A 17,308-nucleotide genomic window follows, 5' to 3' on the forward strand; every position below is an offset into this window, starting at 1 on the left:
CGCCAAGGGGTCTGCAGGGGGATATTCGGTGGCAGCGGAGTGCCTTCACGGCCGACGCTGAGTGCATGAACGATCAACTAGCGGGGGTCGGGGAGGCGCGGTCGCCCGTGACCGAGCCCCGATTCCGTGTCCGTGCCCGCCATACGCCCTCCACCGTCACCGTCTACCAGGCCTACCGACCTGAGATCGGCGGCCCGGCCGCGAGCTCCGGGCGCTTTCCGGCGGCGTGGAAGCGGGACCGGATGACATGGATCAAGCCGTCCTTCCTGTGGATGATGTACCGCTGCGGCTGGGGCACCAAGGAGGGCCAGGAGACCGTGCTGGCCATCGAGATCAGCAGGGAGGGCTTCGAGTGGGCCCTGCGCCACGCGTGCCTGTCGAGCTACGTCCGCGGGCTGCACCCCGACCAGGTCACCTGGCAGCGTCAGCTCAGGCGCGCACCCACGCGCGTCCAATGGGATCCCGAGCGGAACCTGCACCTGCAATCCCTGCCGTACCGCTCCCTGCAACTCGGTCTCTCCGGTGAGGCCGCACGGCGGTACGCCGACGAGTGGACGGTCGCCATCAGCGATGTGACTCCGCTCGCCCACGAGATCCACGCCCTGGTCAGGAGCGGCGACCGGGACGCCGCCGCCCGGCTGCTCCCCCAGGAGCGCCCCTACCCTGCCGGGGACGACCTGCTGTCCCACCTCCGTCCCTGACCGAATACCTGAGGCGGATCCGTCCGGCAGCCGACGTACGAGCGGACGCGCGATCACCTGGCGTCGACGATGCCGTCCAAACACGCCGCGATGCTCGCCGGCCCGGGCCGAGCGAACGCGGAAGGAGCCGAGGGCCGCACCACCGACACCGTCCAACGCGTCACCGGCCGTCAGCCGCGCGGCTTCCGTACGCACGTGGAACGGACGATGCGACGGGCGACGACCACGCCCGAGGCGGCCAGGCCGCCATCGGCGAAGTGACCCGGCTCGCCCGCGAGATCCACGACCTGCCGGGCCGTCCGCGTCCGTGACCGCGCGGCCCCGGCGAACCGGTGGAGTGGAACATTGAGCTCCGCGGAGCAAGGCTGAGACCATGCCGTCGCTCTTCCGCGCAATTGCTCGACCGGGGGCGAGCGGTCATGGCTGGGTCGTCCTGAGACTGGCGCAGTGCGTGCCGTTCGTGATCGTGCTGATCGGTCTGGGGATCGAGCTCACGCCCGCACACGATCTGTACACGGGGCCCCTCCTCACCGCCATGCCGGCGCTGGCCTCGCTGACGATGGGTCCCCTCGGCACGCTGTCCGCGGCGGCCGGGGCCCTCGGTGTCAGCCTCACCACCGCCACCCTGCACGACGCCTGGGGCGGCACGCAGATCTACAGCAACCTGCTGGGTCTGCTCGTGGTGTCCGTGGCCAGTGTCACGACGAGTAACGCCGTCCGTACCCGTAGGCAGAGCGAGCTCGACCAGGTCCGCCGGATCGCCGCGGCGGCGCAGGAGGTCATCCTGCGGCCCGTACCCGACTGTCTGGGCCCGGTGCGTGCGGCAAGCATGTACCTCGCGGCCGAGAGGGGCGCGCAGATCGGTGGCGACCTGTACGAGGCGGTGCAGACCCCGTACGGAGTCCGGGTGATCGTGGGGGACGTCCGGGGCAAGGGACTGGACGCCGTGCGTTCGGCGGCGGCCGTCCTGAGCGCGTTCCGGGAGGCCGCGCACTACGAGGACGAGCTGGTGGCGGTGATGAACCACTGCTCGGCCGCGCTGCGGCGGGAGCACGCGGGGCCGGACACGGCCGTCGGGGCGGGGGGCGACGACCCCGACCTGGTGGAGGGTTTCGTCACGGCGCTGGTGGCTCAGGTGCCGGACGAACCCGTGGTCGAGGTGGTGAACTGCGGACACCCTCCTCCACTGGTGCTGCGCGGCGCCGGGGTGCACGCCCTGGCGTCCGCCTCACCCCTGCCGCCCCTCGGTCTGGAGGAGTTCGCCACCGGCCTTCCCGCCAAGGTGGAGAGCCACCCGTTCGTACCGGGGGACCTTCTGCTGCTGTACACCGACGGCGTGATCGAGGCCCGCAACCGCGACAAGGACTTCTTCGCTCTTCCCGAGGCCATGCAGGCGGTGGACACCCGCACGCCGAGGGAGTTCCTCGAGCAACTGCACCAGAGACTGCTCCACCACACTTCGGGCCACCTGACGGATGACACCGCGATGATCGCCTTGGAGCGGGACGGTACCTGACCGGGTCGGCCGCCGGCGCGGGAGCCTGGCAGCGGCTTTCGTCGCTCGGGCATCCCGTGGCCCTGGTGTCCGGCCGGTGGCCTTCCGCTCAACCGGTGGCGCTCACGCCGCCTCGATGACCTCTCCGCGGATCGCCGCCGCCCACTCGACGACCAGCAGTTCGTACTCAGCCCTCTCCTGCTCCGACAGTGAACCTCCCGCGCGCGTCCACAGCGCTCGGATCTGCTCGTTTACGTCGGCAGCGGACCGCACGGAACCAGGGGTCATGGAATCGGGGGACATGCGCAACAGCGTAGGGGCAACGACTGACGGTGCGCTACCGCGCGGCTACTCACGTCGTATGTAGTTGGTCACGGTGGGGAGTTCGGGTCTTCGGCGGTCGTTTCGCCGGGGTCTTCAGCCGGGATCACCGGCTCCGATGCCGTCGTACACGTCGAGGTGGTGCGGCAGTCTTCGGAGGCCCCGGCGCCGACGGCCTGGCCCTCATCGCCGGGTCCGTGAAGGCCTGCCCTGGACCACGAACATCGTCTGCCTGCTCGCCGTCGCCCGGCTGGTCGTCGCGGTCGTCCTCGGGCTGCGCTCCCCGGTCAGCGTCGCCGCGCACGCCGGGGACCGGTGACGCGGTCGACGCGGGCCGTGAGGATCACCTGCTCCTGGGCGAGCTTCTGCCGCTCACGCTCGGCGCGCACGCGGCCGCCGATGGCCCGGGCCGGGCCATCGGACGCGGTCGCCGATGGCCCGTGCCGGGCCATCGGACGCGGTCGCCGATGGCCCGTGCCGGGCCGACAACGCCCCGGCACAGCACTAACCGACCCGCTGCATCGCCTTCCGGTGCCGTTCCGCCATCGCGGCCCCGGACTCGCGGCGGGCCATCCTGCGCAGGACGGATGGTGCGAGGAGCAGCCCGGCGACTGTCCAGGCACCCAGCACTCCCGCTGTCTCCAGGTGCCGCCAGGATTCGCCGATCTCGGCGGCGACCGCATCGGCCGGCAGCAGCGCCGCGCGGAGACCGAGGCCGAGCCAGTACACGGGGAAGATCTGCCCGACGGTCTGCAGCCACTCGGGCAGCTTGGACAGAGGGAAGTAGATCCCGGAGATCACGACGAGTCCCATCACCGGAAGCATCAGCAAACCGATGGTGCGCGGACTGTCGACGAGTGAGCCGATGACAGCGCCCATCGGCAGGGTGGCCAGGAGACCCAGCGGCACCACCCACACCAGCGTCAGCAACGCTCCGCCACCCTGCCGGGCAACCCCGTCCACCACGAACACGCCAACGGCAAAGGGGAGTGCCATGGAGGCGAGAGCCGTCCCCGACACCATGATGATCTTGCCGACCAGGTGGCCGACCATGCCGTGGGGCACGGCCTTGGCCCGCAGCAGGGTGCCGTCCTCACGCTCGGTCGCGAGCAGCTGGGCCGTGGTCATCATCCCGGTGAACGCGAGCGTCATCCCCAACATGCTCGGCAGCATGAACGCGCCGGTCGAGATGCCGGCGCCCTTCAGCGGATCGTCCCTGACCAGGAACAGCGGCACGATGAGCAGAACCGTCCAGAGCACGTACCCGAACACGTCCTGGCCGGTGGTGAAAGTCTGCCGGAGTTCCGTCCAACCGCGCCGCACCCCTATTACCGCGGCGTACCACACCGGACTCATCGCGATCCCTCCCCGAAAGCGTGCACCGCCCGCTCATCGGGAACGCTCCCCGCCTCGAGCTCCCGCACCATCGTCAGGTAGGTGTCCTCCAGGCTCGCCCGGCGCACCTCCAGCCCGCCGATCGCCTCGCCGTGCTCCTCGAACAGCCGACGGACGAACCGGGTGGGCTCGGCCGTCGCCTTCTCGAAGGGCCGCCCGTCCCGCGTCCAGCGCACAGTGGCCTCGGCCGATGCCTGCCGCGACAGCTCCTCGGCGGAGCCATCGGCGACGATCCGGCCACCGGCCAGAATGAGGATCCGGTCGGCGAGCCTCTCCGCCTCGGCAAGGTCGTGCGTGGTCAGCAGAACGGTGGTGTTCTCGTCCGCCAGCCCGCGTACCAGGCCGTGGAACTCGTTCCTCGCCTCCGGGTCCAGGCCGGCCGTCGGCTCGTCCAGAAACAGCACCTCGGGTCTGCCCACGATGCCGACGGCCACGTCGAAACGCCTGCGCTGCCCGCCGGACAGGGTTCCGACCCGCTTGTCCGCCTGCTCGGTCAGTCCCACTGCGGCGAGGAGCTCGTCGACGTCCCACGGCCGCCGCACGAGGGCGGTGGAGTACGGCGCGTAATACGAGCCGAGATGGGCCAGCAGTTCCCGCACCCGCCACTTGCCGTGGTCGCGCCAGGACTGCAACACGATGCCCAGGCGCGCACGCCACCGCTCGTCCCCGTCGGCCGGATCGGTGCCGAGGACGGTCACGTCACCGGCCGAGCGCATCCGGAAGCCTTCCAGGACCTCGATCGTGGTCGTCTTGCCCGCGCCGTTCGGGCCGAGCAGCAGGACGACTTCGCCTCGCCGGGCCGTGAAGCCGACACCCTTCAACACGTCCTGGCTGCGGTAGCGCATCCGCAGATCCCGTACGTCGATGACCGTGTCGCTCTCTGGCGGTGGGCTGCTCCCAGCCCCGGATAAGGCGTGAGCGGTCGTCATCGGTGTTCCCCCGTCTGTTGTGGTCCGTCCTCCGGGATCAAGGGGCCGGAGTCCGTGCCGACGTCCGTGGTCATGGGACGTCGCTACGGCTGTGGCTGCCGTTGCCCCCTGGCAGCAGCCGTTCGGGCCCTCCCGGACGAACACATTACCGAACGGTTCGGATATCTCACCCTGTTCCACCCGCCCGGCGAACGTTCCCGGTCGGAGCACGGGTCCCCGCTGGCGGAAACCGGCGGTCCGTCGCCCGGATCAGCCCGCCGACTCGGCCGCGTGAGGACTCAGTACACCCATGCTGACCAGCACGATCAGCACCACGCCAAGGATGATTCGGTACCACACGAAGGGCATGAACGACTTGGTGCTGATGAACTTCATGAACCACGCGATCACCGCGTAACCCACCACGAACGCGATGATCGTGGCGAAGATCGTCGGCCCCCAGGAGACGTGGCCGCCCTCCATCGCGTCCTTGAGTTCGTAGCCGCCCGAGGCGAGCACCGCCGGGATGGCGAGGAGGAACGAGTAGCGGGCCGCGGCCTCGCGCCTGTAGCCCATGAGGAGGCCGCCGCTGATCGTGGCGCCGGAGCGGGAGACGCCCGGGATCAGCGCCATCGCCTGGCAGACGCCGAAGATCAGGCCGTCCCGGACGCTCAGCTGCTCGAGCGTCTTGCGCTGCTTGGGCGCCCGGTGCTTCCCGCCCGCCTCGTCGCGCGCCGCCAGCCGGTCCGCGACACCGAGGACGATGCCCATGACGATCAGCATCGTCGCGGTGAGGCGCAGATCGCGGAACGGCCCCTCGATCTGGTCCTTGAGCGTCACGCCGAGGACACCGATGGGGATCGAGCCGACGATCACCAGCCAGCCCATCTGCGCGTCGTGGTCACCGCGCATCTCCTTGTTCACCAGCGAGCGGAACCACGCCGAGAGGATGTTCGCGATGTCCTTGCGGAAGTAGATCAGCACCGCGGTCTCGGTGCCGATCTGCGTGATCGCCGTGAAGGCCGCGCCGGGGTCCTCCCAGCCGGAGAACGCAGCGGTGAGGCGCAGGTGTGCGCTCGAGGAGATGGGGAGGAACTCCGTCAGCCCCTGGACGAGTCCGAGGACGAGGGATTCAAACCAAGACATGGAGTTAGGTGGTCCAAGCGCTGCTCGTGGGAGGGCCGACGGACACGCCGTGACCGCGTTGCGGTCTGATCACGGGTGTTGAGGGGCAGCGTAGCGTCCCAGGATGACAGGGTTGCCACGGGGGCGGTCCCGGGCGGCCGGGGCGAAGGTGTCCTCGGGTGTCCCCCGCTCGCGGATGCCCAGGTCGGCCGTCGACGCGGATCACGGTCCGGCCGGGGGGCGGAGTGAGGACGGCTGCGGTGTTGACCCGTCACTATGTCCACACATACGTTGCAGCAGGAGGGGAAAGCGCTTGCTGCCGCCGGAGTCTTCCGGAGCCAACAGGCGTTGACCAGCGTTGACGTCACGTTCGATGGAGTGCTGATCACGTCCATGCCCACACCCAGCAACGCCCCGAGCCCGAACCGCCCCGAGGCCCCGCTGAACGGCCGCCGTATCCGGGCCGCGATCATCGGCACCGGTGCCATCGCCCGCGGCAGCCATCTGACGGCGCTCGCCGAACTCGCCGCCGAGGGCGAGACGGAGGTGGTCGCCGCGGTCGACATCGACGCCGACGCGGTGAAGGCGTTCTGCGAGGCGGGGAACGTCCCGCACGCGTACACCGATCTCGACCGGATGCTGGCGGAGCAGCGGCCCGACCTGGTCTCCATCTGCACCCCGCCGACCCTGCACCGCGAGCAGACCGTGGCCGCGCTGCGGGCCGGCGCCTGGGTGTGGTGCGAGAAGCCGCCCGTGCCCACGCTCGCCGACTTCGACGCCGTGGAGGCGGAGGAGGGCACCGACGGGGGACCGTACGCCTCGATCGTCTTCCAGCACCGCTTCGGCTCCGGTGCGCGGCACGTACGGCGTCTGATCGCCGAGCAGGCCATGGGGCGCCCGCTGGTGGCGCACTGCCAGACCACCTGGTACCGCGACTCCGCGTACTACGCCGTGCCCTGGCGCGGCCGCTGGCAGAGCGAGGGCGGCGGGCCCGCGATGGGCCACGGCATCCACCAGATGGACCTCCTGCTCGACCTCCTCGGGCCGTGGAGCGAGGTGCGGGCCATGGCCGGGCGTCTGGTCCACGACGTGGAGACCGAGGACGTCTCCACCGCGCTCGTGCGCTTCGAGAACGGCACGATGGCCACCATCGTGAACAGCGTCCTCAGCCCCGACGAGGTCAGCCGCATCCGCATCGACTGCGAGCGCGCCACCGTCGAACTGACCCACCTGTACGGCCACAAGAACGAGAACTGGCGGATCACTCCGGCCCCCGACGTCCCGAAGGCCGACATGGCGGCCTGGCAGGACTTCGGCGCGGACGTGCCGAGCTCGCACCTGGCACAGCTGCGGGAGCTGGTCGCGAGCATGCGCGCGGGAGAGCGGCCGCGCAGCAGCGGCGCCGACGGGCGGACCAGCCTGGAGCTGATCACCGCGCTCTACAAGTCGGCGTTCACGGACACGACCGTACGGGCCGGGGAGATCGGGCCCGGCGACCCCTACTACACCGCCCTGCACGGCGGTGCGCCCGGCTGGGCCCCCGTGGTGACCGAGGCGTCCGCGTCCGCCCCGAGCGAGGAGATCTCCGCATGACGTTCCACGACGGGCTGCGTGTCGTCCACGCCCACGGCGACCGCGTCACGGTCACCGAACCCACCACCGGCGTCGAACTGTTCGCCTACGTCTACCGGCCCGAGGCGGCCTGGGAGTCCCCGAAGCCGTATCTGCACCCGATCAGAACCCTGGCGGGCGACGTCGTCACCGACTACCGGCCCAACGACCACCGCTGGCACAAGGGCCTTCAGCTGACGGCCTCGCACCTGTCCGGGCAAAACCTGTGGGGCGGCAACACGTACGTGCACGGCGACGGGTATCTGGAACTCCCCGAGCGGGTGGGGTCGATGGCCCATGTCGCCTTCGACGAGGTCGCCTCGGACAGCACCCGGGCCGTGATCGCCGAGCGGCTCACCTGGCATCCGTACACCGGCGAGCTGTGGGCCGACGAGGAGCGCCGGATCGAGGTGCACGACGTCGATCCGGCGGCGGGTTCCTGGGCGTTCACCTGGACCAGCGCCGTGACGAACCGGCGGGACGAGCCGCTGCGCTTCGGCAGCCCGACCACCGCCGGGCGTCAGATGGCGGGCTACACCGGCCTGTTCTGGCGGGGGCCGCGAGCCTTCCGGGACGGGCGGATCATCGGGCCGGACGCGGAAGGCCCCGAGCTGATGGGCGAGCAGACCCCCTGGCTCGCCTACTCGGGGGAGCACGACGGCACCGACGGGCACGCCACGCTCGTCTTCGCCCACGCCCCCGAGAACGACCACACGGGCTCCGCAGGCGCCCACCCCGCCCACTGGTTCGTCCGCAACGAGCCCTTCGCCGCCGTGGCCCCCTCCTGGGCCTTCTTCGACGAGATGGAGCTCGCTCCGGGCGACACGTTCACCCGCCGCTACCGGATCGTCGTGGCCGACGGGGCCTGGGAGCGGGAGGAGATCGCCAAGTACCTGGAGGCGCACCCGTGGTGAGCCTTCTCAACGAGCGCGAGAAGTACGGGAGGTGAGCCCCGTGGAATTCACCGGGCTGCCGGGAGCCGTCGCCGTCTCCCACCTGTCCGTCTACGACTGGCCCGCCGCGGACGGGGTCTGCGGCGGAACCCCCCATATGCACCTGACCTGTTCGGAGGCGTACGTCGTCACGGGCGGGAGCGGCGCGGTGCAGACCCTGACCGCGTCCGGGTACGAGGTGACGCCCCTCGTGCCCGGCACGGTCGCCTGGTTCACACCCGGCACCATCCACCGGCTCGTCAACGAGGACGATCTGCGCATCACCGTCCTCATGCAGAACAACGGACTCCCGGAGGCGGGCGACGCCGTCCTCACCCTGCCCCCGGAGCACCTCACCGACCCGGAGACGTACGCCGCGGCCACGGCCATCCCCGTGGACGCGCCGGAGGAGGAGCAGGAGCGGATCGCACGCGCCCGGCGCGACCTCGCCCTGGAGGGCTACCGGGCGCTGCGCGACGCCGACGGGCCCGAGCCCCTGGCCGCCTTCCACCGGGCCGCGGCCGCGCTGGTACGGCCCCGGCTCGCCGAGTGGCGGGAGCGCTGGCAGCGCGGCGCGCGGGCGGCCGCCGCGGCCACGGGCGACCAGCTCGACCGGCTGGAGCGGGGCGACCCGGCCCACCTCTCCGACGCCCTCGTACGGGCCGAGCAGCCGTCGGCGTACGGGAAGTTCGGGATGTGCGGACGGCTCAACGTGTACAAGGGGACAGCCTGACGGGACTCATGCGTGCGGGCGGCCCAAGGGCTCAGCGCCCGCGCAGGTGGTGGCGCTTGCGCCAGGCCACGACCGCGCCGATCAGGGCCGGTGCCGCGATGCACCCCATGGCGATCAGGAAGGCGGGCGAGGTGGGTGTAGAGGCGCGGGCGCCGGCGACGACGTACGCGGCGGTGTTCGGGATCGAGCCGAGCGCCGTCGCGAGCAGGAACGGCAGCCAGCCCATGCGTGAGACGGCCGCGCAGTAGTTCGCCGCCCAGAACGGCACCCCGGGGAACAGCCGACAGGCCATCATCGAGCGGAACCCGTGCCGGCTGAGCTGCCCGTCGGCCGCCTTCAGGAAGCGGGCGCGCAGCAGCGGCCGCAGCGCGTCCTGCCCCAGGATCCGGCCGAGGCCGAACGCGATCCCCGCCCCCAGGACCGTGCCCGAGAGCGCCGCGCCCAGCCCGAGCTGCGAGCCGAACAGGGCGCCCGCCGCGAGGTTGAGCAGTGGCCGGGGCACGAACGCGACCGTGCACAGCCCGTACGCCACCGCGAAGACCAGGGCCGCCGCGGCACCGCCGAGCTGCGGCGGCCAGCCGTCGGCCAGCAGCCGCTGGGGCTCGAACAGCAACACGGTCGACGCGGCACCCGCGAGCAGCGACAGCAGAAGCCCGAACCGCGCCCACGGTGACAGCAGCACTCTGCCGCAGCGAGCGGCGAGACCCGTCGGTGTGACGGCCGTGGCGACGGCGAGCTCCGCGACGGCGGTCCGGGGAACGGCCGTGGAGGTGCCTCCAGAGCGGGTGGTGGCATCGAGCATCCGGCGACACTAACCGACCAATGTGTGTGATCGCCGTACGGTTCGTCTCAACGGCGACACAGGAAACGGAACGCCGGATACGCCCATCGGAGGGGCACACGACTCCCCGGCGGACGTCGCGTTGACACGCATCACCACGGCGTACATCGCCGCCTCCCGCCGGGAACCGGCCGCAGCGAGACACGCGTGGAAGCGCCCCACTGCGGGCTCACCGGCCCTGACCAGGTGCGATGGGCACGCATCGGCGCGGACGCCGCTCCCGAAGATCTTGCCGGCCCCTACCGGACCTCCCGCGCGCCGCGCGGATCCACAGGGCGCGTGCACCGCCCCTTCGCCGGCACCGCGTCGCCACCGCACCGACGACGCACGACCCGCCATGTGAAGCATCTCTCGTCCTGATTCCCGTCCGCACGGCCGTCCACCGAAAACCATTCGACGTGCGCGGACCCGTCGGCGATGATCGACGGCATGTTCCGGCACGCCTTCGCCCTCGCAGCATCCGCGGCACTCGCGGATGCCCCGAAGGCTGCCGTTCTGATCGTCGTGGCCGCCGCAGACGGCGCCCGAAGCTGACCCTCCCCGGATCGTCCGGCGGACCCCGCAGGGGGAGGGTCGGCAAGTCCTTGGGGTCCCCGCCCCGGTCGCGTTCCCGCGCCGGGGCCATCACTCAGCACCACTGAGAGGCTTCGAGGTATCGCCATGCCCAAAACGGCTTACGTCCGCACGAAACCGCATCTGAACATCGGCACGATGGGCCATGTCGACCACGGCAAGACCACCCTGACCGCCGCCATCACCAAGGTCCTCGCCGAGCGAGGGACCGAGGGCGGCACGGTGTTCGTGCCGTTCGACCGTATCGACCGCGCCCCGGAGGAGGCCGCGCGCGGTATCACCATCAACATCGCGCACGTCGAGTACGAGACCGACACCCGGCACTACGCGCACGTCGACATGCCGGGCCACGCCGACTACGTCAAGAACATGGTCACCGGGGCCGCGCAGCTCGACGGGGCGATCCTCGTCGTCTCCGCGCTCGACGGGATCATGCCGCAGACCGCCGAGCACGTGCTGCTCGCCCGGCAGGTGGGCGTGGACCACATCGTGGTGGCGCTCAACAAGGCCGACGCCGTCGACGACGGCGAGGACACCGTGCTCACCGACCTCGTGGAGCTGGAGGTCCGGGAACTGCTCAGCGCGCACGGATACGGGGGCGACTCCGTACCCGTCGTACGGGTCTCCGGGCTCAGGGCCCTGGAGGGCGACGCGCGCTGGACGGCGGCCATCGAGGCGCTGCTCGACGCGGTGGACACGTATGTGCCCATCCCCGAGCGGTACCTGGACGCGCCCTTCCTGCTGCCGGTGGAGAACGTGCTCACCATCACCGGCCGCGGCACGGTCGTGACCGGTGCGGTCGAGCGGGGGACCATCCGGGTCGGCGACCGGGTCGAGGTGCTCGGCGCCGGACTGGACACGGTCGTCACCGGGCTGGAGACCTTCGGCAAGCCCATGGAGGAGGCGCAGGCCGGGGACAACGTGGCGCTGCTGCTGCGCGGGGTCCCGAGGGACTCCGTCCGGCGCGGGCATGTCGTGGCGGCGCCCGGCAGCGTCGTACCCCGTCGGCGCTTCACCGCACAGGTGTACGTCCTGTCGGCGCGTGAGGGCGGTCGCACGACCGCGGTGTCGAGCGGTTACCGGCCGCAGTTCTACATCCGCACCGCGGATGTGGTGGGCGACGTCGACCTGGGTGAGGCGGCGGTCGCGCGGCCCGGTGACACGGTCGCGATGGCGGTCGAACTGGGGCGTGAGGTGCCTCTGGAGCCGGGGCTCGGCTTCGCCATCCGCGAGGGCGGTCGTACGGTCGGCGCGGGCACCGTGACGTCCGTGAGCTGAGCGCACGGGGTGCCCGTCCCCTCGGGGGCGGGCACCAGCCCGCACGACGGCACAATGGACCCCGTGAACGAGCCCATACCCGTCACCCGCGTCACCGATCAGGGGACCGCCAAGCTCATGCCGGACGTCGACCGGGAGCGGGCCTGGCTGCTGACGGTCGACGGGGCACCGCAGTCGTACGTCGACCTGGACGCGCCCACGCATCTGGAGTTCGAGTACGCGCGGCGGCTGGGGCATGTGCTGGACACGGTCGCCGACCCCGGGCGGGAGCTCGACGTGCTGCACCTCGGCGGGGGCGCGCTGACCCTGCCGAGGTATGTCGCGGCGACCCGGCCCGGCTCGCGGCAGGATGTCGTCGAGGCGGACCTCGGGCTGCTGGACCTGGTCGTCGAGCATCTGCCCGTGCCTGCGGGCGTGGGCATCGCGCTGCACGGAGCGGACGCCCGGCAGTGGCTCGAAACCGCTCCGGCCGCCTCCGCCGACGTCCTGATCGCGGACGTCTTCGGCGGCTCGCGGGTCCCCGCGCACCTGACGACCGTGGCGTACGCGCGCGCCGCCGCGCGGGTGCTGCGCGCCGACGGCGTCTATCTGGCCAACCTCGCCGACGCGGCGCCGTTCGCCTTTCTCCGATCCCAGCTCGCCACGTTCCGCACGGTGTTCGAGGAGGTGGCGCTGATCGCGGAGCCCGGGGTGCTGCGCGGCCGGCGCTTCGGCAACGCCGTGCTCCTCGCCGCCCACCACCCGCTCGACACCGCCACGCTCGCCCGCCGTACCGCCGCCGACGCCTTCCCGGCGCGGGTCGAACACGGCAGGGCGCTCCGCGACTTCATCGGTACCGCCGCACCGGTGGGCGAGGAGGACGCCGTACCGTCACCCGAGCCGCCCGACGGGGCCTTCGGTATCGGCTGACCCCTCGGCCGGGACGGGCTTCGGCCCGGCTCCGCCGCCCTGCTGCCCCTGGAGCACCGGCCTGCTCCGCAGCGTCAGAGTCCGTACGTCCCGCACGCACAGCACCGCCGCCGTCGCCGCCACGACCAGGGCCGAGCAGCCCCACAGGGCGGCCGGACGACCGACGGCGCTCTCCGCCGGGCCCGCGAGCGCCGTGGCGACGGGCACGAGCGACACGGAACCGAACCAGTCGTACGCGGCGACGCGGGACAGCTTCTCCTCGGGGATCTCCTGGTGCAGCGCGGTCATCCACATGACGCCGAACACCTCGATCGACACACCGCTGACGAACATCGCCCCGCAGAGCAGGGCGACCGGCACCGGTACGGCGAGCGCGGCGGACGGCAGGGCGAAGGGGAAGACGCAGAGGACGCCCACGAGCAGCATGCGGCGAGGTTTCCAGCGGGCTATCAGCAGTGCGCCCACCGCGTTGCCGGCCGCGTACAGGCCCAGTGCCAGGCCCCACGGGCCCGCCCCGCCCAGGCTGTGCCGGGCAACCTGGGGACCGTAGACGGCCTCGGAGGCGACGATGACCGCGTTCACCAGGGCGAACGCGACGACGATCGACCACAGCCAGGTGCGTCCGGTGAACTCCCGCCAGCCGTCCCGGAGATCGGCGAGCAGGCCGCCTCCCGCCTCGCGCGGCGGGATGTGGCTCACGTCCAGGAAGGCCCGCAGCGCTCCGGCGACCGCGAACGCCACCGCGTCCACCGCGAGTACCCAGCCGGGCCCGATCACGGCGACCAGCACACCGCCGAGGGCCGCACCGCTCAACGTCGCGCCCTGCGAGGCGAAGCGGAACAGGGCGAAGGCACGCCCCGCCTGCTCGGCGGTGACCGAGGACAACAGCATGCCCTCGGCCGCCGGGTTGAAGAACGCCTGTCCGGTGCCGCCGAGGGCGGACAGCAGCATCATGTGCCACAGTCGCGCGTCGCCGGTCAGGACGAGGACCGCGAAGGCGCCCTGCGAGAGGCAGTTGAGGGTGTTGGCCGCGACCATCACGCGGTGCCGGGGGACCCGGTCCGCGACCGCGCCGCCGATCAGCAGGAACAGCACCAGCGGCAGCGTCCGCGCCGCCGCGACCAGGCCGACGTCGCCGCCGTCGCCGCCCGCCTCCAGGACCGCGAACGCGGAGGCGATCAGGGCGCCGTGACTGCCCAGGTTGGTGACGACCGCGGCGGCGGTCAGCAGGGTGTAGTTGCGGCCCGCCCCGGCGGGGCGGCGGCGTAAGGAGGCGGAGGTCACCGGCCGACTATCGCTGCCGCGGGGGCGACTTGCCAACGCGTTTTCGGCCCCGATCCGGCGCGTCGGGCGGACGTTCCGAATGACGCGTCGGGCGGACGTGCCGGACGACGCGTCAGATGACGTGCCGGACGACGCGTCCGTTCCCCGCTTCCCCGTCTCAGCCCGTCGGCTCGCTCTCGGTGAGGCGCACGGTGCCCAGGATCTTCTGGATGGTGGCCTCCGGGATCTCCTCGTCGACTCCCTTGACGCCGTACAGGTTCCAGGTCACGAAGTCGCCCGCGCCGTTTTTGAAGGCGAAGGTGATGGCCTTTCCGTCGGTGGCGCACTTCCCCTTCTGCGGCGAGTCGACCGAGTAGGCCGTGGCGACGCTCCCCTTCAGACCGGAATCCGTGACGTACGCCTTCGGCTTGGTGAACTCGACGCTCTTCTTGTCCGGCTGTGTGTAGCCGCCGAAGATCCACCAGGGCACCCGGGTCTCGGCCGCCTCGTCCGTGTCCTTGGCGCCGTTCTCGCCGCGCGTTCCGGCCACGGCCAGCGCCTTGCTCTCCTCGCGGCCGTCCTTGTCGCTGTCGCTCGTGCACCACTTCTGCTTGAGGTACGCCGGTGCGTTCACGGTGGTCGCCTCGGTCTTGCCGTCCTCCTCGTACTCGAAGCCGACGCTCGTGCCGGCGTTCTCGACCTCCCAGTCGGCGGGAACGTCGAACATCGTGCCGAACTTCGGGTTGACGACGACCTTCCAGCCCGCGATGGTCGGCTTCTCCTCGTCGGTGCCGCGCGAGGTGCCCTCGGACGCCGACGCGCTGGGGGACGTGGACGCGCTCGGGGACGTCTTCCCCTTGTCGCCCCCGGCCTGCTCGTCGTTGTCGCCACCGAGGACGAGGAAACCGGTCACGCCGGCCGCGACCACGACGGCCGTGGCCGCCACGATCGCGGTGATCTTCGTCTTGTTCCAGCCGCCGCCCCCACCGCCACCGCTCGGCGGCTGCGGAGCGCCCACCGGGCTCTGCGCGCCCCACTGCGGCTGCCCGTACGGGTTGGGCTGCTGGTACCCGGGCTGCTGGTAGGGATTGGGTTGCTGGTAACCCGGCTGCTGGTACGGGTTCTGGTCCTGCGGGTTCTGCTCGCCCCCGGGCGGCTGCTGCTGTCCTGGCCACATGCGCAGCAACCCTAGTCCCGCCTGCGACACGTTTCGGTCACTTCCTTTCGTCAGCCATGTACCGGTCATGGCCCGGTGGGAGGCGACAGGCGGAATCCCGGGCCGACGCGGTGCGGCGATCGTCCGGCAGCCCTGGCCAACGGTCCCTACTCGCGGGTAACATCCGGGCCATGAGCGCAGACCAGATGACGATCGGCGAGATGCTCGCCGCCACGGTGCCGATGGCCAGGACCCTGAACCTGGAGTTCCGGGAGACCACTCCGGACAAGGCCGTGGTGGCGCTGCCGGACCGGAGCGAGTACCACAACCACGTCGGCGGGCCGCATGCCGGAGCGATGTTCACGCTCGGTGAGACGGCCAGCGGCGCGATCGTGCTCGCCGCGTTCGGGGAGCAGCTCTCCCGTGCCGTACCGCTCGCGGTCAGCGCCGAGATCGCGTACAAGAAGCTCGCCATGGGGTCCGTCACGGCCACCGCGACGCTCGGCCGCCCCGCCGCCGAGGTCGTCGCCGAACTCGACGCCGGTCAGCGGCCCGAGTTCCCCGTCTCCGTCAGCATCCGGCGTGGCGACGGCGCGGTGACGGGCGAGATGACCGTCATCTGGACGCTCCGGCCCAACGGCTGAGCCGATCCGGCTGCGGCGTCGGAAGAACCGACGGCGCCGGCCGCCCGGAAGATCCCTTCCGGTACGGGGTGCTGACCGTGCGGCTGCCGGTGCGGCCCGATCCGGTATCCCGGAGGGACTGGCATCCGGTGCGGATCCGTTTCCGCCTGCCACCCCACGTGCCTGCCCACGCCGTACTGTGCACGCCCACCCTGCGCGTCCGAGCAGGACGGCTGCTGCTGGACGTGTCCTATGCCCTGGCCACGCCGAAGCCCAAGCGGGCCGGACACCACATCGCGGTGGCCTTCGACTGGGACCTGAACACCCTCCTCACCGGCGGCACCCTCCACCTCACCGGTGAGACCCAGCCCCGCGTGCTCACCGGCGGACAGCCGCTGTCCTTCCGCGCCGCCGGAGTGCTGGCCAAGGCCGACCGGCTGCGCCTGCACGCAGAGCGGATCGGCGCGCGCATCGACCGGCTGCGGATCCTGATCGCCTCCCGGCAGGAGCGCGGGATGCGCCCCAGCCCCTGGCTGGTGGCGAAGCTCGCGGTCCTGCAGGCGGAGTGGGAGCGGATCGCGCGGCGCCGGACCCGGCTGAACGCGGCTCTGGCCAGGGCCGCCGCCCGTTTCATGGTGGATCACGCGGTCGCTGCCGGGGCGAGCGTCATCTACCTCGAAGACCTCCGCGACATGGAAGCCCGCGGCAAGGGCCGCACCCTCAACACCCGCCTGTCGCAGACCGTGCGCGGCGCGATCGTCACCCACACCCGGCACACCGCCGCCGCCCTGGGCATCGCCGTGGTGATCGTGCCGCCACGCGGGACGTCGGCGTACTGCCCGCGCTGCCTGACCGCATTCCGCCACCACAAGGCGCCAGACGACCGGGCGGCGGGTTGGGCATGGGCCACCTGCCGGAACGGGGCGTGCGGGTACAGCACCGGCCGGGACCACGCCGCCTGGCAGAGGATCGGCACCCGCGGCCTGACCCACCAGCACACCACGCATCTCGACCGCTCCAGCAAAACCCTTGTGATCCGCAGCGTGGTTGAGGCCCTGGACCGGGCAAGCCAGGTCCAGCACCAGATTCGGGACCGCACCAAGAGCCGTCCCACAGCAAAACGCCCCGCGCCCGGGAAGCGGCGCAGGGTCCCCGCCCCACCCGGCCACCGCACCCCCACCAGGGCGCGGCCGGGTGAAAAGCGTCCGGCGGGGCGGACCCCCACGCACCCAACACACCGCAGCCAGCAGTGTGCACGGCAGCAGGGACCGGCCACAATCGGCACCCCCACCCGGCTACACCGGCCGGACGGGGCTAGACTCGGGGCAGGCTTCCGCCGCCACGCCCACACCACCCCCATCCCAGGATGGCCGCGGCCGAGTCACCCACAAGGACGGTCCCGAACACCCGGGACCACCCAGGAAACCCAAGCCGATTAGAGACG

General features: G+C 71.7%; 16 protein-coding genes. 9 read left to right on the forward strand and 7 right to left on the reverse strand.

Translation table 11 applies throughout. The features are described from left to right. Window positions 1-107 precede the first annotated feature (107 nt). Window positions 108-701: a DUF4291 domain-containing protein gene (locus tag FNH04_RS06935; RefSeq protein ID WP_322722687.1), complete on the forward strand. Its 594-nt coding sequence runs from the start codon at window positions 108-110 to the stop codon at window positions 699-701. A gap of 373 nt (window positions 702-1,074) precedes the next feature. Next, window positions 1,075-2,217, forward strand: coding sequence for a PP2C family protein-serine/threonine phosphatase (locus tag FNH04_RS06940; protein WP_152781407.1), 1,143 nt, complete (start codon window positions 1,075-1,077; stop codon window positions 2,215-2,217). Window positions 2,218-2,319: 102 nt separating this feature from the next. On the opposite strand, the gene FNH04_RS06945 is transcribed toward FNH04_RS06940, so the two are convergent. The 4 genes from FNH04_RS06945 to FNH04_RS06960 all read right to left on the reverse strand — a co-directional run bounded on the left by FNH04_RS06945 (window position 2,320) and on the right by FNH04_RS06960 (window position 5,966). Then, window positions 2,320-2,499 carry a hypothetical protein gene (locus FNH04_RS06945; RefSeq protein ID WP_152781409.1) on the reverse strand — a complete coding sequence of 60 codons (180 nt, stop codon included), beginning with the start codon at window positions 2,497-2,499 and terminating at the stop codon, window positions 2,320-2,322. Between the two features lie 522 nt (window positions 2,500-3,021). Then, complete coding sequence (locus FNH04_RS06950) at window positions 3,022-3,873, reverse strand: ABC transporter permease (protein ID WP_152781411.1); 852 nt, start codon at window positions 3,871-3,873, stop codon at window positions 3,022-3,024. After that, window positions 3,870-4,841 (reverse strand): ABC transporter ATP-binding protein, encoded by a 972-nt coding sequence (locus tag FNH04_RS06955; RefSeq protein WP_152781413.1) that lies wholly within the window; start codon window positions 4,839-4,841, stop codon window positions 3,870-3,872. The genes FNH04_RS06950 and FNH04_RS06955 overlap by 4 nt, the downstream gene beginning before the upstream one ends. A gap of 249 nt (window positions 4,842-5,090) precedes the next feature. Further along, window positions 5,091-5,966, reverse strand: a complete 876-nt coding sequence (locus FNH04_RS06960) for an undecaprenyl-diphosphate phosphatase (RefSeq protein WP_152781415.1) — start codon at window positions 5,964-5,966, stop codon at window positions 5,091-5,093. A gap of 372 nt (window positions 5,967-6,338) precedes the next feature. Between FNH04_RS06960 and FNH04_RS06965 the strand changes: the two genes are divergently transcribed. The 3 genes from FNH04_RS06965 (at window position 6,339) to FNH04_RS06975 (ending at window position 9,221) form a co-directional block, all read left to right on the forward strand. After that, on the forward strand, window positions 6,339-7,538 hold the full coding sequence (locus FNH04_RS06965) for a Gfo/Idh/MocA family protein (RefSeq protein ID WP_152781417.1): 1,200 nt from the start codon (window positions 6,339-6,341) through the stop codon (window positions 7,536-7,538). Further along, window positions 7,535-8,470 (forward strand): DUF6807 domain-containing protein, encoded by a 936-nt coding sequence (locus FNH04_RS06970; RefSeq protein WP_152781419.1) that lies wholly within the window; start codon window positions 7,535-7,537, stop codon window positions 8,468-8,470. The genes FNH04_RS06965 and FNH04_RS06970 overlap by 4 nt, the downstream gene beginning before the upstream one ends. A gap of 136 nt (window positions 8,471-8,606) precedes the next feature. Next, window positions 8,607-9,221, forward strand: a complete 615-nt coding sequence (locus FNH04_RS06975) for a cupin domain-containing protein (protein WP_322722692.1) — start codon at window positions 8,607-8,609, stop codon at window positions 9,219-9,221. A gap of 31 nt (window positions 9,222-9,252) precedes the next feature. Here the strand turns inward: FNH04_RS06975 and FNH04_RS06980 are convergent, their stop codons facing one another. Next, entirely contained in the window at window positions 9,253-10,023 is a 771-nt protein-coding gene (locus FNH04_RS06980) for a TVP38/TMEM64 family protein (RefSeq protein ID WP_152781421.1), read from the reverse strand. 699 nt (window positions 10,024-10,722) lie between these two features. On the opposite strand from FNH04_RS06980, the gene tuf reads away from it, so the two are divergent. Both tuf and FNH04_RS06990 read left to right on the forward strand, forming a co-directional pair. Then, the gene (gene tuf / locus FNH04_RS06985; protein ID WP_152781423.1) at window positions 10,723-11,913 is read left to right on the forward strand and encodes an elongation factor Tu; all 1,191 of its coding nucleotides are present in this window, start codon (window positions 10,723-10,725) and stop codon (window positions 11,911-11,913) included. Window positions 11,914-11,976: 63 nt separating this feature from the next. Further along, window positions 11,977-12,822, forward strand: coding sequence for a spermidine synthase (locus tag FNH04_RS06990; RefSeq protein ID WP_322722688.1), 846 nt, complete (start codon window positions 11,977-11,979; stop codon window positions 12,820-12,822). Here FNH04_RS06990 and FNH04_RS06995 read toward each other — a convergent pair. After that, window positions 12,784-14,106 carry an MFS transporter gene (locus FNH04_RS06995; protein ID WP_322722689.1) on the reverse strand — a complete coding sequence of 441 codons (1,323 nt, stop codon included), beginning with the start codon at window positions 14,104-14,106 and terminating at the stop codon, window positions 12,784-12,786. The genes FNH04_RS06990 and FNH04_RS06995 overlap by 39 nt on opposite strands. 157 nt (window positions 14,107-14,263) lie before the next feature. Beyond that, the gene (locus FNH04_RS07000; protein ID WP_152781453.1) at window positions 14,264-15,262 is read right to left on the reverse strand and encodes a hypothetical protein; all 999 of its coding nucleotides are present in this window, start codon (window positions 15,260-15,262) and stop codon (window positions 14,264-14,266) included. A 170-nt stretch (window positions 15,263-15,432) separates the two neighbouring features. Between FNH04_RS07000 and FNH04_RS07005 the strand changes: the two genes are divergently transcribed. Together FNH04_RS07005 and FNH04_RS07010 are read left to right on the forward strand one after the other, a co-directional pair. Beyond that, entirely contained in the window at window positions 15,433-15,885 is a 453-nt protein-coding gene (locus FNH04_RS07005; protein WP_194236584.1) for a DUF4442 domain-containing protein, read from the forward strand. A gap of 158 nt (window positions 15,886-16,043) precedes the next feature. After that, window positions 16,044-17,303, forward strand: coding sequence for a zinc ribbon domain-containing protein (locus tag FNH04_RS07010; protein ID WP_152781426.1), 1,260 nt, complete (start codon window positions 16,044-16,046; stop codon window positions 17,301-17,303). Window positions 17,304-17,308 lie beyond the last annotated feature (5 nt).

This window comes from Streptomyces phyllanthi (genome assembly GCF_009377205.1).
Taxonomy (GTDB): Bacteria; Actinomycetota; Actinomycetes; order Streptomycetales; family Streptomycetaceae; genus Streptomyces; species Streptomyces phyllanthi.

Coding starts and splice junctions, on each gene's coding strand:
- FNH04_RS06960 (WP_152781415.1), bottom strand. CDS start 5,966: ATGTCTTGGTTTGAATCCCTCGTCCTCGGACTCGTCCAGGGGCTGACG.
- FNH04_RS07005 (WP_194236584.1), top strand. CDS start 15,433: ATGAGCGCAGACCAGATGACGATCGGCGAGATGCTCGCCGCCACGGTG.
- FNH04_RS06980 (WP_152781421.1), bottom strand. CDS start 10,023: ATGCTCGATGCCACCACCCGCTCTGGAGGCACCTCCACGGCCGTTCCC.
- FNH04_RS06955 (WP_152781413.1), bottom strand. CDS start 4,841: ATGACGACCGCTCACGCCTTATCCGGGGCTGGGAGCAGCCCACCGCCA.
- tuf (WP_152781423.1), top strand. CDS start 10,723: ATGCCCAAAACGGCTTACGTCCGCACGAAACCGCATCTGAACATCGGC.
- FNH04_RS06970 (WP_152781419.1), top strand. CDS start 7,535: ATGACGTTCCACGACGGGCTGCGTGTCGTCCACGCCCACGGCGACCGC.
- FNH04_RS06950 (WP_152781411.1), bottom strand. CDS start 3,873: ATGAGTCCGGTGTGGTACGCCGCGGTAATAGGGGTGCGGCGCGGTTGG.
- FNH04_RS06945 (WP_152781409.1), bottom strand. CDS start 2,499: ATGTCCCCCGATTCCATGACCCCTGGTTCCGTGCGGTCCGCTGCCGAC.
- FNH04_RS06975 (WP_322722692.1), top strand. CDS start 8,607: ATGCACCTGACCTGTTCGGAGGCGTACGTCGTCACGGGCGGGAGCGGC.
- FNH04_RS07000 (WP_152781453.1), bottom strand. CDS start 15,262: ATGTGGCCAGGACAGCAGCAGCCGCCCGGGGGCGAGCAGAACCCGCAG.
- FNH04_RS06965 (WP_152781417.1), top strand. CDS start 6,339: ATGCCCACACCCAGCAACGCCCCGAGCCCGAACCGCCCCGAGGCCCCG.
- FNH04_RS06940 (WP_152781407.1), top strand. CDS start 1,075: ATGCCGTCGCTCTTCCGCGCAATTGCTCGACCGGGGGCGAGCGGTCAT.